At 44.6% G+C, this 17,313-nt stretch carries 16 protein-coding genes; 14 read left to right on the top strand and 2 right to left on the bottom strand.

Annotated features, from left to right (window positions below; all coding sequences use genetic code 11):
- The first annotated feature begins 7 nt into the window (after positions 1 to 7).
- The 12 genes from infB to T355_RS0101240 all read left to right on the top strand — a co-directional run bounded on the left by infB (position 8) and on the right by T355_RS0101240 (position 13,708).
- The gene (gene infB, locus T355_RS13155) at positions 8 to 2,614 is read left to right on the top strand and encodes a translation initiation factor IF-2 (protein ID WP_037329622.1); all 2,607 of its coding nucleotides are present in this window, start codon (positions 8 to 10) and stop codon (positions 2,612 to 2,614) included.
- A gap of 20 nt (positions 2,615 to 2,634) precedes the next feature.
- Positions 2,635 to 2,991, top strand: coding sequence for a 30S ribosome-binding factor RbfA (gene rbfA / locus T355_RS0101290; protein WP_027396162.1), 357 nt, complete (start codon positions 2,635 to 2,637; stop codon positions 2,989 to 2,991).
- 4 nt (positions 2,992 to 2,995) lie between these two features.
- The gene (locus tag T355_RS0101285) at positions 2,996 to 3,937 is read left to right on the top strand and encodes a DHH family phosphoesterase (protein WP_027396161.1); all 942 of its coding nucleotides are present in this window, start codon (positions 2,996 to 2,998) and stop codon (positions 3,935 to 3,937) included.
- Between the two features lie 14 nt (positions 3,938 to 3,951).
- Positions 3,952 to 4,848 carry a tRNA pseudouridine(55) synthase TruB gene (gene truB / locus T355_RS0101280; RefSeq protein WP_027396160.1) on the top strand — a complete coding sequence of 299 codons (897 nt, stop codon included), beginning with the start codon at positions 3,952 to 3,954 and terminating at the stop codon, positions 4,846 to 4,848.
- Between the two features lie 110 nt (positions 4,849 to 4,958).
- Entirely contained in the window at positions 4,959 to 5,675 is a 717-nt protein-coding gene (locus T355_RS0101275; protein WP_027396159.1) for a hypothetical protein, read from the top strand.
- Between the two features lie 46 nt (positions 5,676 to 5,721).
- Entirely contained in the window at positions 5,722 to 6,357 is a 636-nt protein-coding gene (locus T355_RS13150) for a CheB methylesterase domain-containing protein (RefSeq protein ID WP_081777574.1), read from the top strand.
- A 197-nt stretch (positions 6,358 to 6,554) separates the two neighbouring features.
- On the top strand, positions 6,555 to 7,679 hold the full coding sequence (locus tag T355_RS0101265) for an ABC transporter ATP-binding protein (RefSeq protein ID WP_027396158.1): 1,125 nt from the start codon (positions 6,555 to 6,557) through the stop codon (positions 7,677 to 7,679).
- Positions 7,672 to 9,321 (top strand): ABC transporter permease, encoded by a 1,650-nt coding sequence (locus T355_RS0101260; RefSeq protein WP_027396157.1) that lies wholly within the window; start codon positions 7,672 to 7,674, stop codon positions 9,319 to 9,321. The genes T355_RS0101265 and T355_RS0101260 overlap by 8 nt, the downstream gene beginning before the upstream one ends.
- Positions 9,322 to 9,369: 48 nt before the next feature.
- Positions 9,370 to 10,413, top strand: a complete 1,044-nt coding sequence (locus tag T355_RS0101255) for an ABC transporter substrate-binding protein (RefSeq protein ID WP_027396156.1) — start codon at positions 9,370 to 9,372, stop codon at positions 10,411 to 10,413.
- A 153-nt stretch (positions 10,414 to 10,566) separates the two neighbouring features.
- The gene (locus T355_RS0101250; RefSeq protein ID WP_027396155.1) at positions 10,567 to 12,117 is read left to right on the top strand and encodes a sensor histidine kinase; all 1,551 of its coding nucleotides are present in this window, start codon (positions 10,567 to 10,569) and stop codon (positions 12,115 to 12,117) included.
- Positions 12,110 to 12,874 carry a response regulator transcription factor gene (locus T355_RS0101245; RefSeq protein WP_027396154.1) on the top strand — a complete coding sequence of 255 codons (765 nt, stop codon included), beginning with the start codon at positions 12,110 to 12,112 and terminating at the stop codon, positions 12,872 to 12,874. Before T355_RS0101250 ends, T355_RS0101245 begins: the two co-directional genes overlap by 8 nt.
- A 12-nt stretch (positions 12,875 to 12,886) precedes the next feature.
- On the top strand, positions 12,887 to 13,708 hold the full coding sequence (locus T355_RS0101240; protein ID WP_027396153.1) for an HAD-IIB family hydrolase: 822 nt from the start codon (positions 12,887 to 12,889) through the stop codon (positions 13,706 to 13,708).
- Positions 13,709 to 13,793: 85 nt separating this feature from the next.
- On the opposite strand, the gene T355_RS0101235 is transcribed toward T355_RS0101240, so the two are convergent.
- A complete protein-coding gene (locus T355_RS0101235) occupies positions 13,794 to 14,981 on the bottom strand; it encodes a hypothetical protein (protein WP_027396152.1) in 1,188 nt (395 codons plus the stop codon).
- 190 nt (positions 14,982 to 15,171) lie between these two features.
- The gene (locus T355_RS0101230) at positions 15,172 to 15,930 is read right to left on the bottom strand and encodes a sulfite exporter TauE/SafE family protein (RefSeq protein ID WP_027396151.1); all 759 of its coding nucleotides are present in this window, start codon (positions 15,928 to 15,930) and stop codon (positions 15,172 to 15,174) included.
- A gap of 89 nt (positions 15,931 to 16,019) precedes the next feature.
- Between T355_RS0101230 and T355_RS0101225 the strand changes: the two genes are divergently transcribed.
- Positions 16,020 to 16,328 carry a TIGR04076 family protein gene (locus tag T355_RS0101225; protein WP_027396150.1) on the top strand — a complete coding sequence of 103 codons (309 nt, stop codon included), beginning with the start codon at positions 16,020 to 16,022 and terminating at the stop codon, positions 16,326 to 16,328.
- Between the two features lie 196 nt (positions 16,329 to 16,524).
- Entirely contained in the window at positions 16,525 to 17,304 is a 780-nt protein-coding gene (locus T355_RS0101220; protein WP_155851642.1) for a hypothetical protein, read from the top strand.
- Positions 17,305 to 17,313: the final 9 nt, after the last annotated feature.

Below are 17,313 nucleotides of genomic sequence, written 5' to 3'. Positions count from 1 at the left end.
TGGATTGATGAGAATACATGAATTTGCAAAAGAAATAAATACAGAAAACAAGAAGATTATTGAGATATTAGAGCGAAATAACATTGCCGGAAAAAAACATTCCAGTTCCATCAGTGACAGTGAAAAGAAGCTGGTGCTTGATGCGTTAAAGGGGGCTTCTACAGCGAAAAAGACTGAGGCTCCTAAAAAGACCGAGGCTCCTAAAAAGGCTGAAGCGCCTAAGAAGCCTGAAGCACCAAAGAAGCCACAGCAGGCGGAAAAGGCAAAGACTCCTGAACAGAAGCATGAACATAAGCCGGAGCAAAGAGCTGAGCATAAGCCAGAGCAGAAAAAGTCCCATGACTCCAAGCATGGCGAGGCTCCAGCCAAGAAAAACAGCGGTTTCAGTGCTCCACGTCCAGTAAACAATAACGGTAGCCACAACAACCGCAATTTTGACCGCAACCGCAACAACGGTGAGCGCAAGAATAACGGTGGACAGGGTGGCTTTGAGCGTAACCGTAATGAGGGCGGCTATGATAACCGTCCACAGCAAGGCAGGAAGTCTGGCGGCCATATGAGCAAGCCGATGCCTGTAATGAATGAGGGCGGCCGTAATGATCGTAATGATCGCAATGACCGCAACAGAAATGAAAGAAATAATCGTATGGAGCGTAATGACCGTATGGAGCATAATGATCATATCCGCAATGGTAAGGATCGCAACAAGAACAACAGAAATAACAACTTTAAGAATGGCGGCGGCTTTAACAATAACAACAACCGCAATGGCAAGAATTTCCGTGGTAACAAGAACAACCGCAACAACAAGAATCAGCAGCCAGCTCCTAAGATGGAGATTGCCCGTCCTAAGAATATCAAGGTAGGAGAGACCATTGTTGTAAAGGATCTCGCCAGCAAGATTAGCTGTACTGCCGCTGATATCATCAAGAAGCTTATGCTGATGGGGGTTATGGCTACCATTAATCAGGATATTGATTTTGATACAGCTACTTTGGTGGCTGCCGAATTCGGCGTAAATGTAGAGGAGCTTCCACCAGAGGTTGATCTTACTGAGATTCCTGAAATTGAGGATGATCCAAAGAGCCTTGTGCTCCGTCCACCAGTTGTTACTGTAATGGGACACGTTGACCATGGTAAGACATCCCTGTTGGATTGCATCCGTAGCTCCGCTGTTACTTCTACTGAGGCCGGCGGTATTACCCAGCATATCGGTGCATATCAGGTTATGTGCCAGGGCAAGAAAATCGTATTTTTGGATACCCCAGGCCATGAGGCATTTACTGCTATGCGTGCCCGTGGTGCCCAGGTTACTGATATTGCTATTCTGGTAGTTGCAGCCGATGACGGCGTTATGCCTCAGACCATTGAGGCTATTAACCATGCCAAGTCCGCTGAGGTGCCAATTATCGTTGCTATCAACAAGATTGATAAGCCAGGTGCTGATCCAATGCGCGTCAAGAACGAGCTCATGGAGCATGGCCTTGTTTCCGAGGATTACGGCGGAGATACCATTATGGTTGAGGTATCTGCCAAGAAGCGCATGAACATTGATGGGCTGCTGGAGATGATTCTGCTGGTTGCAGAAATTCAGGAGCTGAAGGCCAACCCTAAACGCGATGCCCGTGGTATTATCATCGAGGCACAGCTGGACAAGGGCCGTGGTCCTGTAGCAACTGTACTGGTACAGAATGGTACCCTTCATATCGGTGATTCCATTATTGCCGGCACCTGCTATGGTAAGGTCCGCGCCATGGTTAACGACCGCGGTGAGAATGTTAAGAAGGCTGGTCCTTCCGTTCCAGTTGAGGTGCTTGGTTTTAATGATGTTCCATCCGCTGGTGATGAGCTGGCTGTATTGGAAGAAAAGCTCTGCCGTACTATTGCTGAGAAGCGTATTGAAAAGCATCGTACTGAGCTTATTAGTAAGAGAAAGGTGTCTCTTGATGATCTGTTCAATCAGATTCAGGAGGGTCAGCTGAAGGATCTTAATATTTTGGTTAAGGCTGATGTTCAGGGCTCCGTTGAGGCACTTAACAGCTCCTTGCTGAGCCTTAACAAGAACGATGAGGTTCGCGTAAATATTATCCATTCCGGCGTAGGTGCAGTTAATGAGTCTGATGTTATGCTGGCTTCAGCTTCCAACGCCCTCATTATCGCCTTTAATGTCCGCCCTGATGCCAATGCCCGTCGCATTGCTGAAGGCGAGGATATTGATATTCGCACCTACCGCGTAATCTATGATGCACTTAACGATGTTAAGGACGCTATGTCTGGTATGCTGGCTCCTAAGTTCAAGGAAGTTATCCAGGGCCAGGTAGAAATCCGTCAGGTAATGGTATTTAATAAGACCTTGAAGGTAGCCGGCTCTTATGTGCTTGAGGGTAAGATTACCAACAAGTCCAAGATTCGTATTGTCCGTGACAACATTGAGGTATTCGATGGTGAGCTGGAAGATCTGCGCCGTTTCAAGGATGCAGTTAAGGAAGTGGCTGCCGGCTATGAGTGCGGTATCACTATTAAGGATTACAGCGACTTCCGTGAAGGCGATATTATTGAGGCCTACACCATGGAAGAAATTGAGACCAACATCAATGATGTGAACAAGGACTAATAGAGGAGGGCAAGTTTTATATGAGCCAGCTTCGTATTGAAAAGATTCAGGAGCTCATGAAGCAGGAAATCTCCCAGATTATTCTGCAGGAGCTGAAGGATCCACGTATCGGCTTTGTTACTGTTACCCAGGTGGAGGTTACAAGAGACCTTAGCATTGCCAAGGTATTTGTCAGCATCATGGGCAACGATAAGCAGATAGAGGATACATGGAATGGTTTAAACAGCTCTCTGGGCTTTATCCGCCGTGAGGTGGGGCATCGCATCAGATTGCGGGTAACTCCTGAACTTAAATTTGTTCTGGACAAATCATTGGATTATAGTGACCATATTCAGAAGCTGCTCTTGCAGATTGAAAAAGAGCAGGAGCAGGGATAATGCTATGATAATATCTTTAAAGGAAACAGCAGACAAACTGATGGCAGCCAACAGCCTGATATTGACAGCCCATGTCAATCCAGATGGTGATGCCATCGGCTCCTGTATGGGGTTAAAATTTATGCTGGAAAAGCTGGGGAAGAAGGTAAGGGTTCTTATTGATGATGACCTGCCTAAGTTCCTCAGTGTCCTTCCGGGCATAGATACTATTGAGAAGCCAGAAAATGAAAGCTATGAGGCCGATTATCTGGTTATTCTGGATGCCAGTCTGGATAGGGTTGGCAGTGTAATTGAAAAGTGTAAGGCTCCAAGATTAAATATTGATCATCACCGTACTAATGACGAAAAGGCAGATTTTCTCTACCTTGATGCCAAGCGTGCCGCTACTTGTGAGATTATTTATGAATTGGGCAAGGAAATGGGGGTAGAGTTTGATATAAACTCTGCCACCTCTATTTATACGGGTTTGGCCACGGATTCCGGCTACTTCAGATATTCCAATACCACTCCTCACACCATGAGGGCAGCAGCGGAGCTGATGGAAACCGGCATCAGACCTGAAAAAATTTCTGAGGCTATTGAAACCAAGAATTTTGATGTGGTACAGGGCATGGCAAAGGCACTGCAGACCATTGAGCTTCATGCTGATGGAAGAGTGGCTGGATTGTTCCTTGACCATGAGCTGACAGAATCCTTAGATACCACTGAGGGGTTCATTGATCAGGTAAGGGTAATTGACGGTGTGGATGTGGCAATACTTTTAAAGGCCGTGGAGCCTGAGGTTTGTCGTGTAAGCATGCGTTCCAAGAAAACTGACGTGGCAAAAATAGCAGAATCCCTTGGAGGTGGCGGCCATATAAGGGCAGCCGGCTGCACTATTGAAAAGTCATTTAGTCAGGCCAAGACTGATATTTTAAAGGTAATTGAAGAATCATTGGCAGAATAAGGATGTTGCAACGAATGGAAGGTTTTATTAATTTCCTTAAACCACCAGGAATGACATCACATGATGCTGTGGGATTGGTACGCCGTGTGCTCCATGAAAAGCATGTGGGCCATGCGGGTACCCTTGATCCCGGAGCAGCTGGGGTATTGCCTATAGCAGTAGGCAAAGCTGCCCGTTTGATAGAATACCTTGATAACGTAAGCAAGTCCTATAGAGCAGAAATGCTCTTAGGTGTGGAAACCGATAGCGGCGATGATACGGGCAAGGTGACAGAATGGGCAGAAGATTTTGAGATGCCAGACATACAGAAGGTGGAAAGTGTATTTAGGGATTTCACCGGGAATATTGTTCAGGTGCCTCCAGCTCATTCCGCTATAAAGATAAATGGCCGTCGGGCCTGTGATTTGCTCCGTCAGGGAATTAAGGTAGATATTCCGTCAAGACGAGTGGAGATTCATAGTCTGCGCCTTCTTGAAAAGGATGATAAAAAAAGAACATTGCTTTTTGATGTAGATTGCTCCAAGGGGACCTATATCCGCTCCCTGTGTCAGGACATGGGGCAGGCCTTGGGAATACCATCAACAATGTCTTTTTTGGTACGGACAGCAGTAGGGAAATTCCAGCTTTCTGAGGCAGTATCTGTAGAAGAGCTTAAGGAGCTGGGAGAGGGTGTGTTACTTAATCCTGAGGAATATATTGGCCACATTAGGCGCTATAACATTAATCCTAAGCGCAGAAACGCTTTTTGTAATGGCCTTTCCTCTGATGACAGAAGCTTTGATGGTGGTCCTTGTTATCAGGACAAAATAATTCTTAGGGTTTATGCCCAGAATGAATTTCTTGGTATTGGACATTATGACAGAAAAAATAAGACTATAGTCCCAGATAAAGTTTTGGTTGTAAATAGCTAATTAATGTACGTTTATAATTATTAGCCTGTGCCCCCCTTGAATTATATATTGTACTTACATTAATAGTTTTGTATAATTAAAGGTAGTGTAGTATAAAGGGGTGGTATACCATGGATAAGGACAATAATCCAAATACAGTGAAGCTCCGTTCAGAAATGGAGCTCAGTTATAAGATTATTGATGCTTTATGCTACAGCTATCAAGGGGTGTACTATGTTAACCTCTCTACGGGACAGGTACGCAGCTATCGAATGGCGCGATTTGTGCGGAATAAGTTTGGTGACCAGTTTGGTTGTGGTGATTACGAAAACCATATCTACAAATTTGTGCGTAATGTGGTTTATCAGGATGACCAAAGGGTATTTGAACCAATACTTACCATTTCAAATCTGAGGAAAATATTTTCGCGTCAAATGTCCTATAGTTTTAATTATCGGACCTTTACTGATGATGAGATACATTATGGTCAGTGTGAGGTTTTGAAGGTGTTGGATTCCAATGATGAGCTGGTTATGGCTTTTAAGAGCATGGATAAGCAGCACCAATCAGAGGAAAATCTTTACGAAGAAGAACGAAAAATTGTAGAGGCCATGGGACAGCAATTAAATGATGTTGCCCGTGGGCCCTTGCTTAATATCATAAAACAGTCCAAGGCAGCCAGGGAAGCCGCTGTTCGACATGAGGATATCAGCGAGTATATGGATACTATTCATCAGGATGGTGAAAGGCTTCTTGGCATTTTAAATCTCATTTTCTCCAAGGAAAACACCAATAGAGAAAAGATAGAGGAGACCATTATGCAGTTAGGCTCCCTGCGAGAGAAATGATGTTTGATTCAATTATTTTTGCAGGTAATTTTAAGGATGTGATTTCTTGTTTGCAGCTAAAGTATTCGAGAAAAAAGAATCATACACCTCAGCTCCCTCAACGTCTTGGTGCAGCCTTATAGCTATAGGGTCATCTACTGGCGGTACGGAGGCATTGTCTGAAATTTTGTCAAAGCTGAAGCCACCTCTGCCACCTGTTATGGTGGTGCAGCATATTAGTGCTACCTTTTCCAAGCTTTTTGCTGCCCGTTTGGACAGGGAGTGTGAGCTGACAGTAAAGGAAGCGGTGGAAGGTGAATACGCCAAGCCAAATACAATTTATATAGCTCCTGGTGACAAGCATATGTCCATTACCGGTTCTCCGGGATCTATCTGTATTCACTGCAAAGCTGGTGAACGTATTCACGGTGTATTATCATCGGCAGATGTGCTTTTTGAATCTGTTGCCAAAGTTATTGGTAATAAAGCGGTGGGGGTTATTCTCACTGGGATGGGTGTTGATGGAGCAGCCAAGCTATTGGAGATGCGCCAGGCCGGTGCCCGTACCTTGGGACAGGATGAGGCCTCCTGTGTTGTATATGGTATGCCTAAGGCAGCCTTTAATATGGGGGCTGTGGAACGACAGGTCAGCTTACAAAACATGGCCAACGAAATAACTAAATTAGTATATCCTAGCAGATAAGACACGACTGAGAAGGTTAGTATTGCTTTTCAGTCGTGTTTTTTTGTTGCAAAAAAAGTCGAAGTTTACTAAATTTTCATACAAAGTTCAATTTTTCTGACAATTGTATAATATTTTGGCTTGTTTACTATTATTGTTGACTATAAAATATGTATAAAGATATCAAATAATAGATAATACGAATGGAGGAGAGGGCAATGAGTGTTGCCATCACGGCAGATAAAGTGGTTAAGCGTTATGGGGATCTGACAATTATACCCCAGCTGACCCAGAACATTAAAAACGGGGAGTTCTTCACCTTGTTGGGGCCTTCGGGCTGTGGCAAGACTACGCTTTTGCGTATGATTGCAGGATTTAATAGTATTGAGGGTGGCCAGATTCGCTTTAATGATCAGGTAATTAATGATATTCCGGCCCATAAGAGAAATATTGGTATGGTATTCCAAAGCTATGCAATATTCCCACATCTCACTGTGCGGGAAAATGTGGAATACGGTTTAAAGCTTCGCAATATGCCAAAGGATGAGATGAAGACCAAGGTGGACAAGATTCTCGATGTGGTACAGATTACGGAGTATCAGGACAGACTTCCAGAGCGACTGTCCGGCGGTCAGCAACAGCGTGTGGCACTTGCTCGTGCCATCGTTATTCATCCAAGTGTACTGCTGATGGATGAGCCTCTGTCCAATCTGGATGCCAAGCTGCGTGTGGAGATGCGCTCGGCTATCCGGGAGGTACAGAAACAGGTTGGCATTACCACTGTTTATGTAACCCATGACCAGGAAGAAGCTCTGGCAATTTCTGATAGAATCGCTGTTATGAAGAAGGGTGTTATTCAACAGACGGGCACACCACATACTATATATACCCGTCCATACAACGTGTTTGTAGCAACCTTTATCGGTCATTCCAATCTCTTTAAGGGACGCATTGAGGAAGCTAACGGCGGCAAAGCAGTAGTTTTTGCAGATGGCTTCGTCCTTCCAATGAGTACCATTGGGGAAGAGGGAAAAATCGGTGATGATGTTACCATTGCAGTACGTCCGGAAGAATTTTCCATCTGTGGAGAAGGTCAGGGTATTAAGTGTAAAATTAAAACCAAGGTTTTCCTGGGCAAATATATTACTTATGGACTTGATTTTCCAGATGATATGCTGGTTCCTGACCAGCCTGCTATTGAGTATAGCCAGGATTTGGGACATGCAGAAAAGGTTTTGGAAATCGGAGATACGGTATATCTGAAGCCTAATGCCGCCAAGATTAATGTATTCCGTGCAGATGGCAGCAAGAGCCTGATGGAAGGTGTGGTGGAAAATGAATAAGAAATTCCAATGGGACTTCTGGGCATGGATAACCCTGCTTTCCATAGTTATCTTTGGACTGTTTCTGATTTATCCGCTGTTCTCCCTGTTCCTCAGTGCATTTCAGGATGCCACTACCGGGGCATTCACCATGGAGAACTTCACCCACTTCTTTGAAAGGAAGTATTACTACCAGTCCATGATTAACAGCTTCAGCGTTACCGCCTGTGTGACGGTGCTGGCGGTAGTTGTGGGCACGGCCTTGGCTTATTTTATGACTCTGTTCAAGGTCCGGGGCAAGGGAATTGTGGAAATTTGCATTATCATTTCTTTGCTTTCACCACCATTTATCGGTGCTTACTCCTGGATTTTGATTGGTGGTCGCAGCGGTATTTTGACCCAGTGGCTGGCTGGTATGGGTATAGAATTCCCGTCTATCTACGGTTTTGCCGGGATATTGCTGGTTCTGACCTTGAAACTATATCCGTTCATCTACCTCTATGTGGCCGGAGCCATGAAAAATATTGACTCAGCCTTGATTGAAGCAGCAGAGAGCTTGGGATGCAGCGGTATCAAAAAAGTGGTTACCATTATGTTGCCACTGATTACACCAACCATCCTTGCTGGAGCCTTAATGGTATTTATGAATGCTATGGCAGACTTTGGTACACCAATGTTGATTGGTGAAGGCTTCAATGTTATGCCGGTTATGATTTATTCTGAGTTCATCAACGAGGTTGGCGATCAGGCCAATTTTGCAGCGGCTATGGCTGCTATTATGGTATTGATTACATCCACCATCTTTATGCTGCAGAAATATGTAGTAAATAAGAAATCCTTCACCATGAGTTCCCTGCGGCCTTTGCCAGTGGGAGAGATGAAGGGTATCAAGAATGTGGTTATGCATCTGTGTATCTATCTGCTGGTGGCTTTATCCATGATTCCTCAGCTGGTAGTTATCTACACTTCTTTCCTTAAAACTAACGGTGCCATTTTCGTGGATGGTTATTCCTTGGACAGCTACCGCACGATATTTGGTTCCTTGGGAACAGCTATCAGTAACACTTACATTTTTAGTACCGCAGCCATGGCTGTAATTGTGTTCCTGGGCATGACGGTGGCATATCTGACAACCCGCAAGAAGAGCTGGCTGACTGATATCATTGATACCTTGACTATGTTCCCTTATATCATTCCAGGCTCTGTACTTGGTATTACCCTGCTTTTGGCCTTCAATGATGACCCTATGCTTCTGTCCGGCACGGCGCTTATTATCATCATTTCACTGGTTATCCGCCGTTTGCCATACACTCTCCGTTCCAGTTCAGCTATTCTTTATCAGCTGAGTCCGAGTCTGGAGGAGGCATCCATTAGCTTGGGAGCTTCACCTCTTAAAACCTTCTTCAAGGTTACGGCAGTTATGATGTTGCCAGGTGTAATGAGTGGAGCTATTATTTCCTGGATTACGGCTATCAACGAATTGAGTTCTTCGGTTATCCTCTTTACTGGAGCCACTAAAACCATGTCGGTTGCCATTTATACCGAGGTTATTCGTGCCAGCTACGGCACTGCAGCGGCTCTGTCTACTATCCTTACGGTAACGACCATCACGGCCATGGTTATCTTCTTCAAGGTATCCGGTCGCCGGGATGTTACGTTATAAACGCCTTAGGCGTTATAGTACTATAACTTTTTTTAAGGAGGTTTCGTTATGAAGCTGAAAAAACTTATTGCCGGACTTTTAGGTGCGGCAATGCTCACCGTCGGTCTCGCTGGTTGCGGCGGTGGCGGTGACAAGGATGCGGCTAAGCCTGCAGGTAACGACGAGAACAAAGTCGTAATTTATTGTCCGCATCCACTGGCCTTTATCAATCCATTGGTAGAGGAGTTTGAGAAGGAAAGCGGCGTAAAGGTTGAGGTAGTAGCCGCTGGTACTGGTGAGCTTTTGAAACGTGTGGAATCGGAAAAAGCAAACCCATTGGCCGATATCTTCTGGGGTGGTTCCCTTTCCACTGTAAAGCCTAAGGCTGCACTCTTTGAGGAATATCGTTCCATTAATGAAGACCATATTCAGAAGGATTTCAAGAATGTGGAAGGCTCCATTACCCGCTTCACCGATATTCCAAGTGTTATCATGATTAACACTAACCTGATTGGTGATGTTAAGGTAGAAGGTTATGAGGATTTGTTGAATCCTGCTCTCAAGGGTAGAATCGCTTTTGCTGATCCATCTAAATCTTCTTCTTCCTATGAGCATCTGATTAACATGCTCTATGCTATGGGCAATGGTAACCCTGACAATGGTTGGGATTATGTAACTAAGCTGTCCAAGAATCTCGATGGCAAGCTGCTGTCCGGTTCTTCTGCTGTATACAAAGGCGTTGCTGACGGTGAATATGCTGTAGGTCTTACCTTCGAAGAAGGTGGCGCAAAATATGTTGCTGACGGTGCACCTGTTAAGCTGGTATACATGAAGGAAGGCGTTATTTCCAAGCCAGATGGTATCTATATCATCAAGAATGCTAAGCACATGGAAAACGCTAAGAAGTTCATCGATTTCATTACCAGCAAGAAGGCTCAGACTCTGATTACTCAGAAGCTGCATCGTCGTAGTGTTCGCGATGACGTAGATGCACCTGTAGGTCTCCTGCCAAAGGCTGAGATTAAGTCCATTACTGATGATGAGGAAGTAGTAAACAAGAACAAGAAGGCATGGCTGGATAAGTTCAGAGATATCTTCACCAGCGTGCAGTAATTTGAACGTGTAGTAATTAGATCCTTTAAATAGCGTGGAAAACCAAGGGATTTTTAATCATAAAATTGGTTTTTCACGCTATTGTCTTGTCTTTATAAATAGATATCTTTCCGTTATAATAGTAATATCATTAAACGAAAGGAGCGGCCCGTCATGCACCGTTATTTTGAATCCCGTCTGCAGCGGACTTTGGCCTGGTATGCTTTAGTACCAGTGTTGATAATGGTATTTCTGGGGTCGCTGTTAATGCTGGATAGCTGGCGGTATGCAGTTATACAGGTTAACCACGAAGCACGGGAGCTGGCGGCAGATGTTCTGTCCAATATTGGCCAGGAATTTTTGCACCGTTCTGAGGTGGAAGCAGAATTTCTGGGGACTGTGCCGGATCTTTCTCTTTGGGAGAGCGATAAGGCTCTACGTTCGGAGGCTTTTGCTAGACTGTATTCAGATACCAGTTATCGTGGTGTGGAGTTTTACTTGTTGGATACCAAGGGAAGGATTATTCTGGGGAGCAAGGATGAATTGCCGACTAATTTATTCCCAGTAGAACGTGATTGGGGTATATGGTCGCGGTTGGCTGATCAGCCTGGGATTCCAAAGCATGAATTTTTGCTGCAGCCAGATGGACAGGATTTAGTCTGTGGTCAGGCAGTTTGTATCAAGGGGCAGGTGGCAGGATATTTAATTTATATTTTGTCGGCTGATTATTTACAGCAGCTGGTGGGGGATGGACGGTCAGGCATTATTTTGTCAGATAAGCTGGATAATGCCCGTCTGGTAAAAGCGGCCGATGAGGTGGTAGAACATCGTAAGATTCCAGGAGATTTTGCCAAAAAGAGAAATGGTCTGGTGTCTACCAATAGAGGCATTTACTATGTTTCCCAGCAGGGTATAGATTTTGGCGGTGAAAGCTATCGGCTCCAGTCTGTATCAAAGGTTTCAGATCTGCTAATGCGCTATGCTATAGGAGCTGGGGCAATTTTGTTGGCTGTATTGTTAATGGTGCCTTTGATTTTGCGCAGCATTGCCCAGGAAACAAAGATGGCCAGTCAGGCCATAGATGATCTTACTGTTATTGCAGAACTGCGTGAATTGGAATCACAGTTCAACCCTCATTTTCTTTTTAATACCCTTGAAAATATTAAATTCATGGTGCGCTTGGATCCTGGGGCGGCTACCGAGATGATTATGGCTCTGTCGACCTTATTGCGATATAGTATTACCAGTAGCGGGCAGCAGGTGGAGCTTCAGGAGGATATAAAGTATCTGGAAAGCTATATAAAAATCCAACAATATCGCTTTGGCAGTCGGTTGGAGTTTAATGCCAATATTGAACAGGCAGCCCGTTCAGCCGCTATTCCAAAGCTGCTCTTTCAGCCGCTATTGGAAAATGCCATCAAATATGGTGAGGATGAATGTGGCAAGCTGAAGATTAGTTTTCAGGTGGGGATTTCAGACGGGCAGCTACATGTATTGGTAAAGGATGCTGGTCGTGGTATAGAAGATGAGAAATTGGCCCAGCTGCGAAAACTTTTGGAAAGCAGTGAAAATGATACGGGACATTGGGGACTATTCAATGTGCAGCGGCGTTTGCAGCTGATTTATGGCACGGATTATGGTTTAACAATTAGCTGTCCCCATGATGGCGGCACGGAAATTCGTCTGAGTTTGCCTCTGGCGAAGAAGGAGCGGAAAGATGCTTAATTTGGTTATTGTGGAAGATGAAGAAATAATACGTCGTGGGCTGGTATGTACCATCGACTGGCTGAAAATGGGGGCCAAGGTGGTGGGAGAAGCTGCTAACGGCAAGGAGGCCCTGGAGGTCATAAAGGCTACTAAGCCAGATGTAATACTGACTGATATAAAAATGCCGGTGATGGATGGTATTGCCATGACAGAGGCGTTAAAGGCTGCGGCCAATCCTGCAAAAATAATTTATCTCACCAGTTATGCTGATTTTTCCTACGCCCAGCGGGCATTACAGCTGGACGTTACTGATTACCTGCTTAAACCCGTTAATGAGGCGGACTTAGCAAATGCTTTGGCGAAAATTGACGGACACAGGGAAGTTCAGAAAAGTGAGGAATTATCTTGGGATGAGGGCCTGCGGGCGGCATATCATACAGGGAATCCTTATGTTCAAAAGGCTCTGAAACGGATAGAAGAGGGCTTTCAGGGACGCCTGAGCGGTGAGGCTATAGCTGAAGAGCTGGGAGTTTCTTTTAGTTATCTTTCGAGGAAGCTAAAGGAGGAAACGGGGCTGACCTTTGGTGGCCTTTTAACCCAGTATAGGTTACAGCAGGCCATAGAAATGCTCCAGGCGGGTACATGGAGGGTCTATGAGGTGGCAGAGCAGACGGGCTTTGGCGACTATAAAAATTTCACCCAGGCATTTAAGAAGTACCTTCATACTACACCTAAGGCGTTTATGCAGGAAATAACTGTGGGTATTAAGCTGTGAGGAGTTGTGATTATGGGAAAATATACAGGAAAAATGATTATTTCTGATTTGGATGGTACCCTAATTCCCCGTGGTGGCGTGATTTCACCAGAAAATAAGGCTGCCATTGAAGAATTTGTTAAAGGTGGTGGCCACTTTGCCATCGCCACCGGCCGCACACCGGAAGCGGCGGCAGGTTATGTCAAGGGTTTGCCAATTAATGCTCCTTCGGTGTTCTTTAATGGTGCAATGCTTTATGATTGGGAGCAGAAAAAAGTCATTAAAACCTTGCCATTGACTGATGTTGACAGCAAAAAGCTGTGGCCACAGTTTGCCCAGCAGGCCTTGATAGAATTTCCTGAAGCCTGCTTGGAGGTTTATACTGCTGAAAACTGTCATATTATTACACCAGAGGCCAATGATGATCCACGCTTGCCTAATGAGTTTTATAGCTATGGCCATACGGATTTGTCACAGCTTACAGATACGGTGAAGACACCATGGCTGAAATTTTTTGCTTGTGACAAGCATGAGCATTTGGAAAAATATGTGGCTTTGGCGGAAAAAATGGGAGTGGCAGAACTGGCCAACGGCTTTTACTCTGAGGATAATTACTATGAGTTTGTAGCCAAGGATGTCTCCAAAGGCTCTATGCTATCCTTTATCAGAGAAGAGCTGCCGGGGGTTGAAATTATTGCTTGTGGTGATTATCTCAACGATAATGAAATGCTGGCCGCCGCTGATATCGGTGTGGCCCCAGCCAACGCCCATGAGGATACAAAAAAAATTGCACAGCATATCGGCTGCGGGGTGGAAGATCATTTACTGGCCTGGATTGTAAAAAATATCGCATGATATATAGAAATATGCTTTTCTAATATAAAAAGACCTCCATCTTGTTGTAATGGAGGTCTTTTTTTGAATACTGTATTATTGTCTTTTAAATAGAAGTATAAGCAAAGTATGAGTAGAGTACACCTGTCAGCAGAATACTCATGGAGAGGAAGCCTGTAATAAGGGTGAGGAAAATATGTTTCTTAGGACTAAAAAATCCAAGGAAGCTTTCCAGTTTGGAGCTGTAGGTGTTATTAACCATCACATAAGGTACATCCTCAAAAACCGGTTCAGCATCTATTGTCTGACCATCACCGTAGCTGCCTTCACCACGATAACCAGGCACATTGGATTCCCCGTTGTAACCATGCTCCCCGTGGTAAGAAAGGTTATTTTCCACAATGCCATCAGGATTGGAGCGGATATATCCGTTTACGTGTTCAATCTCGCCTGTAGGGGAGATACGTTCATAGGCATTTACATGGTGATAGCCACTAGGTGCCTTGACATAGCCGTCGTGTCCGGCATATCCTTCATTGCTTATATATCCATCATGGCTCATATAACTATCATGGGCAATGGCTGTATCATGAACAACATCGCCCTCTGGTGCAAAATCTCCCTGATGCATGTAATCTCCACCAGCACCATCAGCAACCATACCATCAGCTGATACCAGCTTCAGAAAAGGCAAAATGAGAGCGATAATAACCAGAGGAATACTGCCCATAATGTTTAAAGCTCCGGTGGCAGTATATCCATTTCGGTACTGCCAATAGAGCAGAGACTGGAAAAAGAAAGCAATTGCGCAGGCAGTGAAGGTCAGCTGAAAGCATTCGTAAAACAATCCCAGCTGAAGACCTCCAAGCCATGTGGTAGGGACAGAGGTTATAAGGTATGCACCAGCCTTATATATAGGGTCAAGTAGATCTATACCATCCTCATCATATAGGATATAGGCAAGGCCATAGACCAAAAGACCGGAAATAACAGCCCGCCAGTTTTTCAGCACAAAGCCAATTCTTGCCAAAAATAATCCAAGCATAATAATAAATGCCACTGGTGCCAAAAAGGGCAACAGTGAAACAATACCAAAGGCTATAAGGGAAAAGACCAGCATCATTGCCAACATGCGCCAGGCAGTGGCCAAAAAGAAAAGGGCAAAGAAAATAACTACAGTGGTTGGATGGTAATTAAAGACGAACAGATATGTCAGAAAGACCAAAAGGGACAAAACACTGGAAATGTTTTGCCATGACGTAAGTTGCTTTATTACCCATTCAGATCGTGTCATAAGAAAAAACTCCTAACTATACTTAATTGCACAAGGGAAAGTATAGCATAGGAGCTTATCTATGTCGAATTGTTTTGGGACTTATCATACATAGAGTATTCTATGTTTTAGCAGGATAATAGTTATGCTTTGGCGAACACTAAAAGTATGTGAATGTGTGTTCAGCAAATTATGATGATAATAACTTGATTTAGTATAGCAGCAGCATTACCAGCCCACCGGAGGCTGACATGGCCACCATAAAGAATTTTAATATTGGGCGGGGTGCCAGACGGGTGAGCTTTGCACCTAGATAGGCACCTACTGCCTGTCCTACAAGGGTCTGGATGAATATCCACAAATCCAGCTGGCCATTTAAGAAGTAGCCCAAGCCTCCTGCAATGGATATGGGGAGAATTACCATCATGCAGGTTCCAATGGCGTAAAGAACGGGAACGCCAAATATTATCATAAGAGTCAGCTGTATAAAAGCAGCTGCACCGATACCAAAGGCACCAGATATAAGGCCGTTCACACAGCCGGCTATACTTCCGTAGATGTAGAGCTTATGACCGTCGAGAAGTCCTGCCCTGGGAGGAAAGTGCTTATTAAGCCACTGTGGCTGATAAACCTTTGTGTAAAGAAGAACGGCGGACAGTACCATGATGGAGCCGGACATTTTTCCCAATATATCAGAAGGAATAATATTAGATATATTGGCTCCCATAAAGGCACCTAACATACCGCTGATACCCAGCACAGCACCTGTTTTGGGAATAACATTACCCTCCTTGAAGTGGCTGAGCGCCCCTGACATGGTGGTAAATACCATGGCGGAAAGGGCCACCGCCAGGGCAGTGTGTATAGGCACCCCAAAGCCCACAGTCAAAAGGGCAATGGTAATACCAGCCCCGCCAATTCCAATAAAGCCAATTATCATACCCATTATTAGCATGGAAACAAATAACATAATTATTACCTTCTATCTGATTTTTTACAGTATATGAAAGTATATCATAGGGGTATGTTGTTGTCTAATGTAAAATGGAGTAGTTTGAAATGAAAAAGATTCGTATTACGGTTATGAGGAAGGCCTGTTATCAGGATCTTATGGAAAAATATGAAAATCCTATAGAGCATGCTTGTGATATGGAGGAGGGACAGGTATTTATTGCCGATGGGTGGCAGCGGCCAAAAGGACTTTGCGAAAGTGCCTGGGAAAGCATGTCCCCCTTCGTTATGACACTGGCCCACGGGGGAGAGAATATCTATGACGGCTGGATGAAAAATCCTCGCTCTGCCATGATATCCTGCAATGATGGCTTTCGCCCTGTCAGCTTTTTCATTGAAACCATAGAAGAAGAATGAGGTACCACATATCATTAAGGTTTGCATTGGCATTATTCTTTCTACATTAAAATTGGGTGAAAATTCAAAATAGTTTCATAGTTCTATTGTGGGAACATGAACAATTGTATATAATGTGTGTACCTAGAATTCGGGGGCAGAGGAGCAAATGGCGTCTCTGCCATGTTGAAGTTAAAAAAGAATAGGAGGGATTTGCGTGAAAGTTAGTGGATATCTTAGGTACATGGTTGTATTGATGCTGGTCCTTTGTGTTGCATTGGTATACGGGAAAACTCCAATGGCTTCAGCAGAGGTGGATATGAGCAAGGTTGACACCAGCATTCAGGCAATCATAGGTACATGGCGGGAGGGAGATGCCCTTGATGCAAGAGTTTTGAGGGTAAATCCAGATTACACCTATGAACTGGTCTACAGGGGAGGAGGAACTTCCTGTGGTACAGTACGGGTAATTGGTGAAGAGCATCCAGATGGCACATATTCCCCGTGGTACTCCTTTGATGAAGTTGATGGGAAGAACTGGGCCATGTTCCCAAAGAATGATGTGGATGGTACTCTTCAAAAGGATCTCTGGTCCGGCCAGGATGGTGCCCTGCATTTTATTCGTTTTGACAATTACGAGTATTCCGGCAAGACCGAAGGTATAACCCCGGAGAGTTATCTTGGTGTTTGGGGCTGTGGCCGTTGCACCATCGTAATTAACAAGGAAGACAATAGATATACTGCAGACATCAGCTGGGCAAGTAGTGCAGCTGAGCACAGGGTATGGACTTATTCTTGCCGCTACGATAAGGACAGTGCTATTCTTGTATGTCCTGGCAACGGCTTGTGCACCGATGTTATCGTATATGATAACGGCAAAGAAACAGATGTTAATGTATATGATGACGGAAGCTGCGAGCTTGTTCTTCGTGATGGCGTGCTGAAGTGGTATGACAACAAGGACAAAGCCGGTCAGGACATGGAATTTTTGAAATAATAACTAAGT

The sequence above is a fragment of the Anaerovibrio lipolyticus LB2005 genome (assembly GCF_000621545.1).
Classification (GTDB): domain Bacteria; phylum Bacillota; class Negativicutes; order Selenomonadales; family Selenomonadaceae; genus Anaerovibrio; species Anaerovibrio lipolyticus_A.
Note: the sequence above shows the minus strand (reverse complement) of the source record. Positions and strands in the feature narration are given on the sequence as shown.

Bases quoted from the DNA above. Each gene is read 5' to 3' on its own strand.
- infB (WP_037329622.1), top strand. From the start codon at position 8: ATGAGAATACATGAATTTGCAAAAGAAATAAATACAGAAAACAAGAAG.
- rbfA (WP_027396162.1), top strand. From the start codon at position 2,635: ATGAGCCAGCTTCGTATTGAAAAGATTCAGGAGCTCATGAAGCAGGAA.
- T355_RS0101285 (WP_027396161.1), top strand. From the start codon at position 2,996: ATGATAATATCTTTAAAGGAAACAGCAGACAAACTGATGGCAGCCAAC.
- truB (WP_027396160.1), top strand. From the start codon at position 3,952: ATGGAAGGTTTTATTAATTTCCTTAAACCACCAGGAATGACATCACAT.
- T355_RS0101275 (WP_027396159.1), top strand. From the start codon at position 4,959: ATGGATAAGGACAATAATCCAAATACAGTGAAGCTCCGTTCAGAAATG.
- T355_RS0101265 (WP_027396158.1), top strand. From the start codon at position 6,555: ATGAGTGTTGCCATCACGGCAGATAAAGTGGTTAAGCGTTATGGGGAT.
- T355_RS0101260 (WP_027396157.1), top strand. From the start codon at position 7,672: ATGAATAAGAAATTCCAATGGGACTTCTGGGCATGGATAACCCTGCTT.
- T355_RS0101255 (WP_027396156.1), top strand. From the start codon at position 9,370: ATGAAGCTGAAAAAACTTATTGCCGGACTTTTAGGTGCGGCAATGCTC.
- T355_RS0101250 (WP_027396155.1), top strand. From the start codon at position 10,567: ATGCACCGTTATTTTGAATCCCGTCTGCAGCGGACTTTGGCCTGGTAT.
- T355_RS0101245 (WP_027396154.1), top strand. From the start codon at position 12,110: ATGCTTAATTTGGTTATTGTGGAAGATGAAGAAATAATACGTCGTGGG.
- T355_RS0101240 (WP_027396153.1), top strand. From the start codon at position 12,887: ATGGGAAAATATACAGGAAAAATGATTATTTCTGATTTGGATGGTACC.
- T355_RS0101235 (WP_027396152.1), bottom strand. From the start codon at position 14,981: ATGACACGATCTGAATGGGTAATAAAGCAACTTACGTCATGGCAAAAC.
- T355_RS0101230 (WP_027396151.1), bottom strand. From the start codon at position 15,930: ATGTTATTTGTTTCCATGCTAATAATGGGTATGATAATTGGCTTTATT.
- T355_RS0101225 (WP_027396150.1), top strand. From the start codon at position 16,020: ATGAAAAAGATTCGTATTACGGTTATGAGGAAGGCCTGTTATCAGGAT.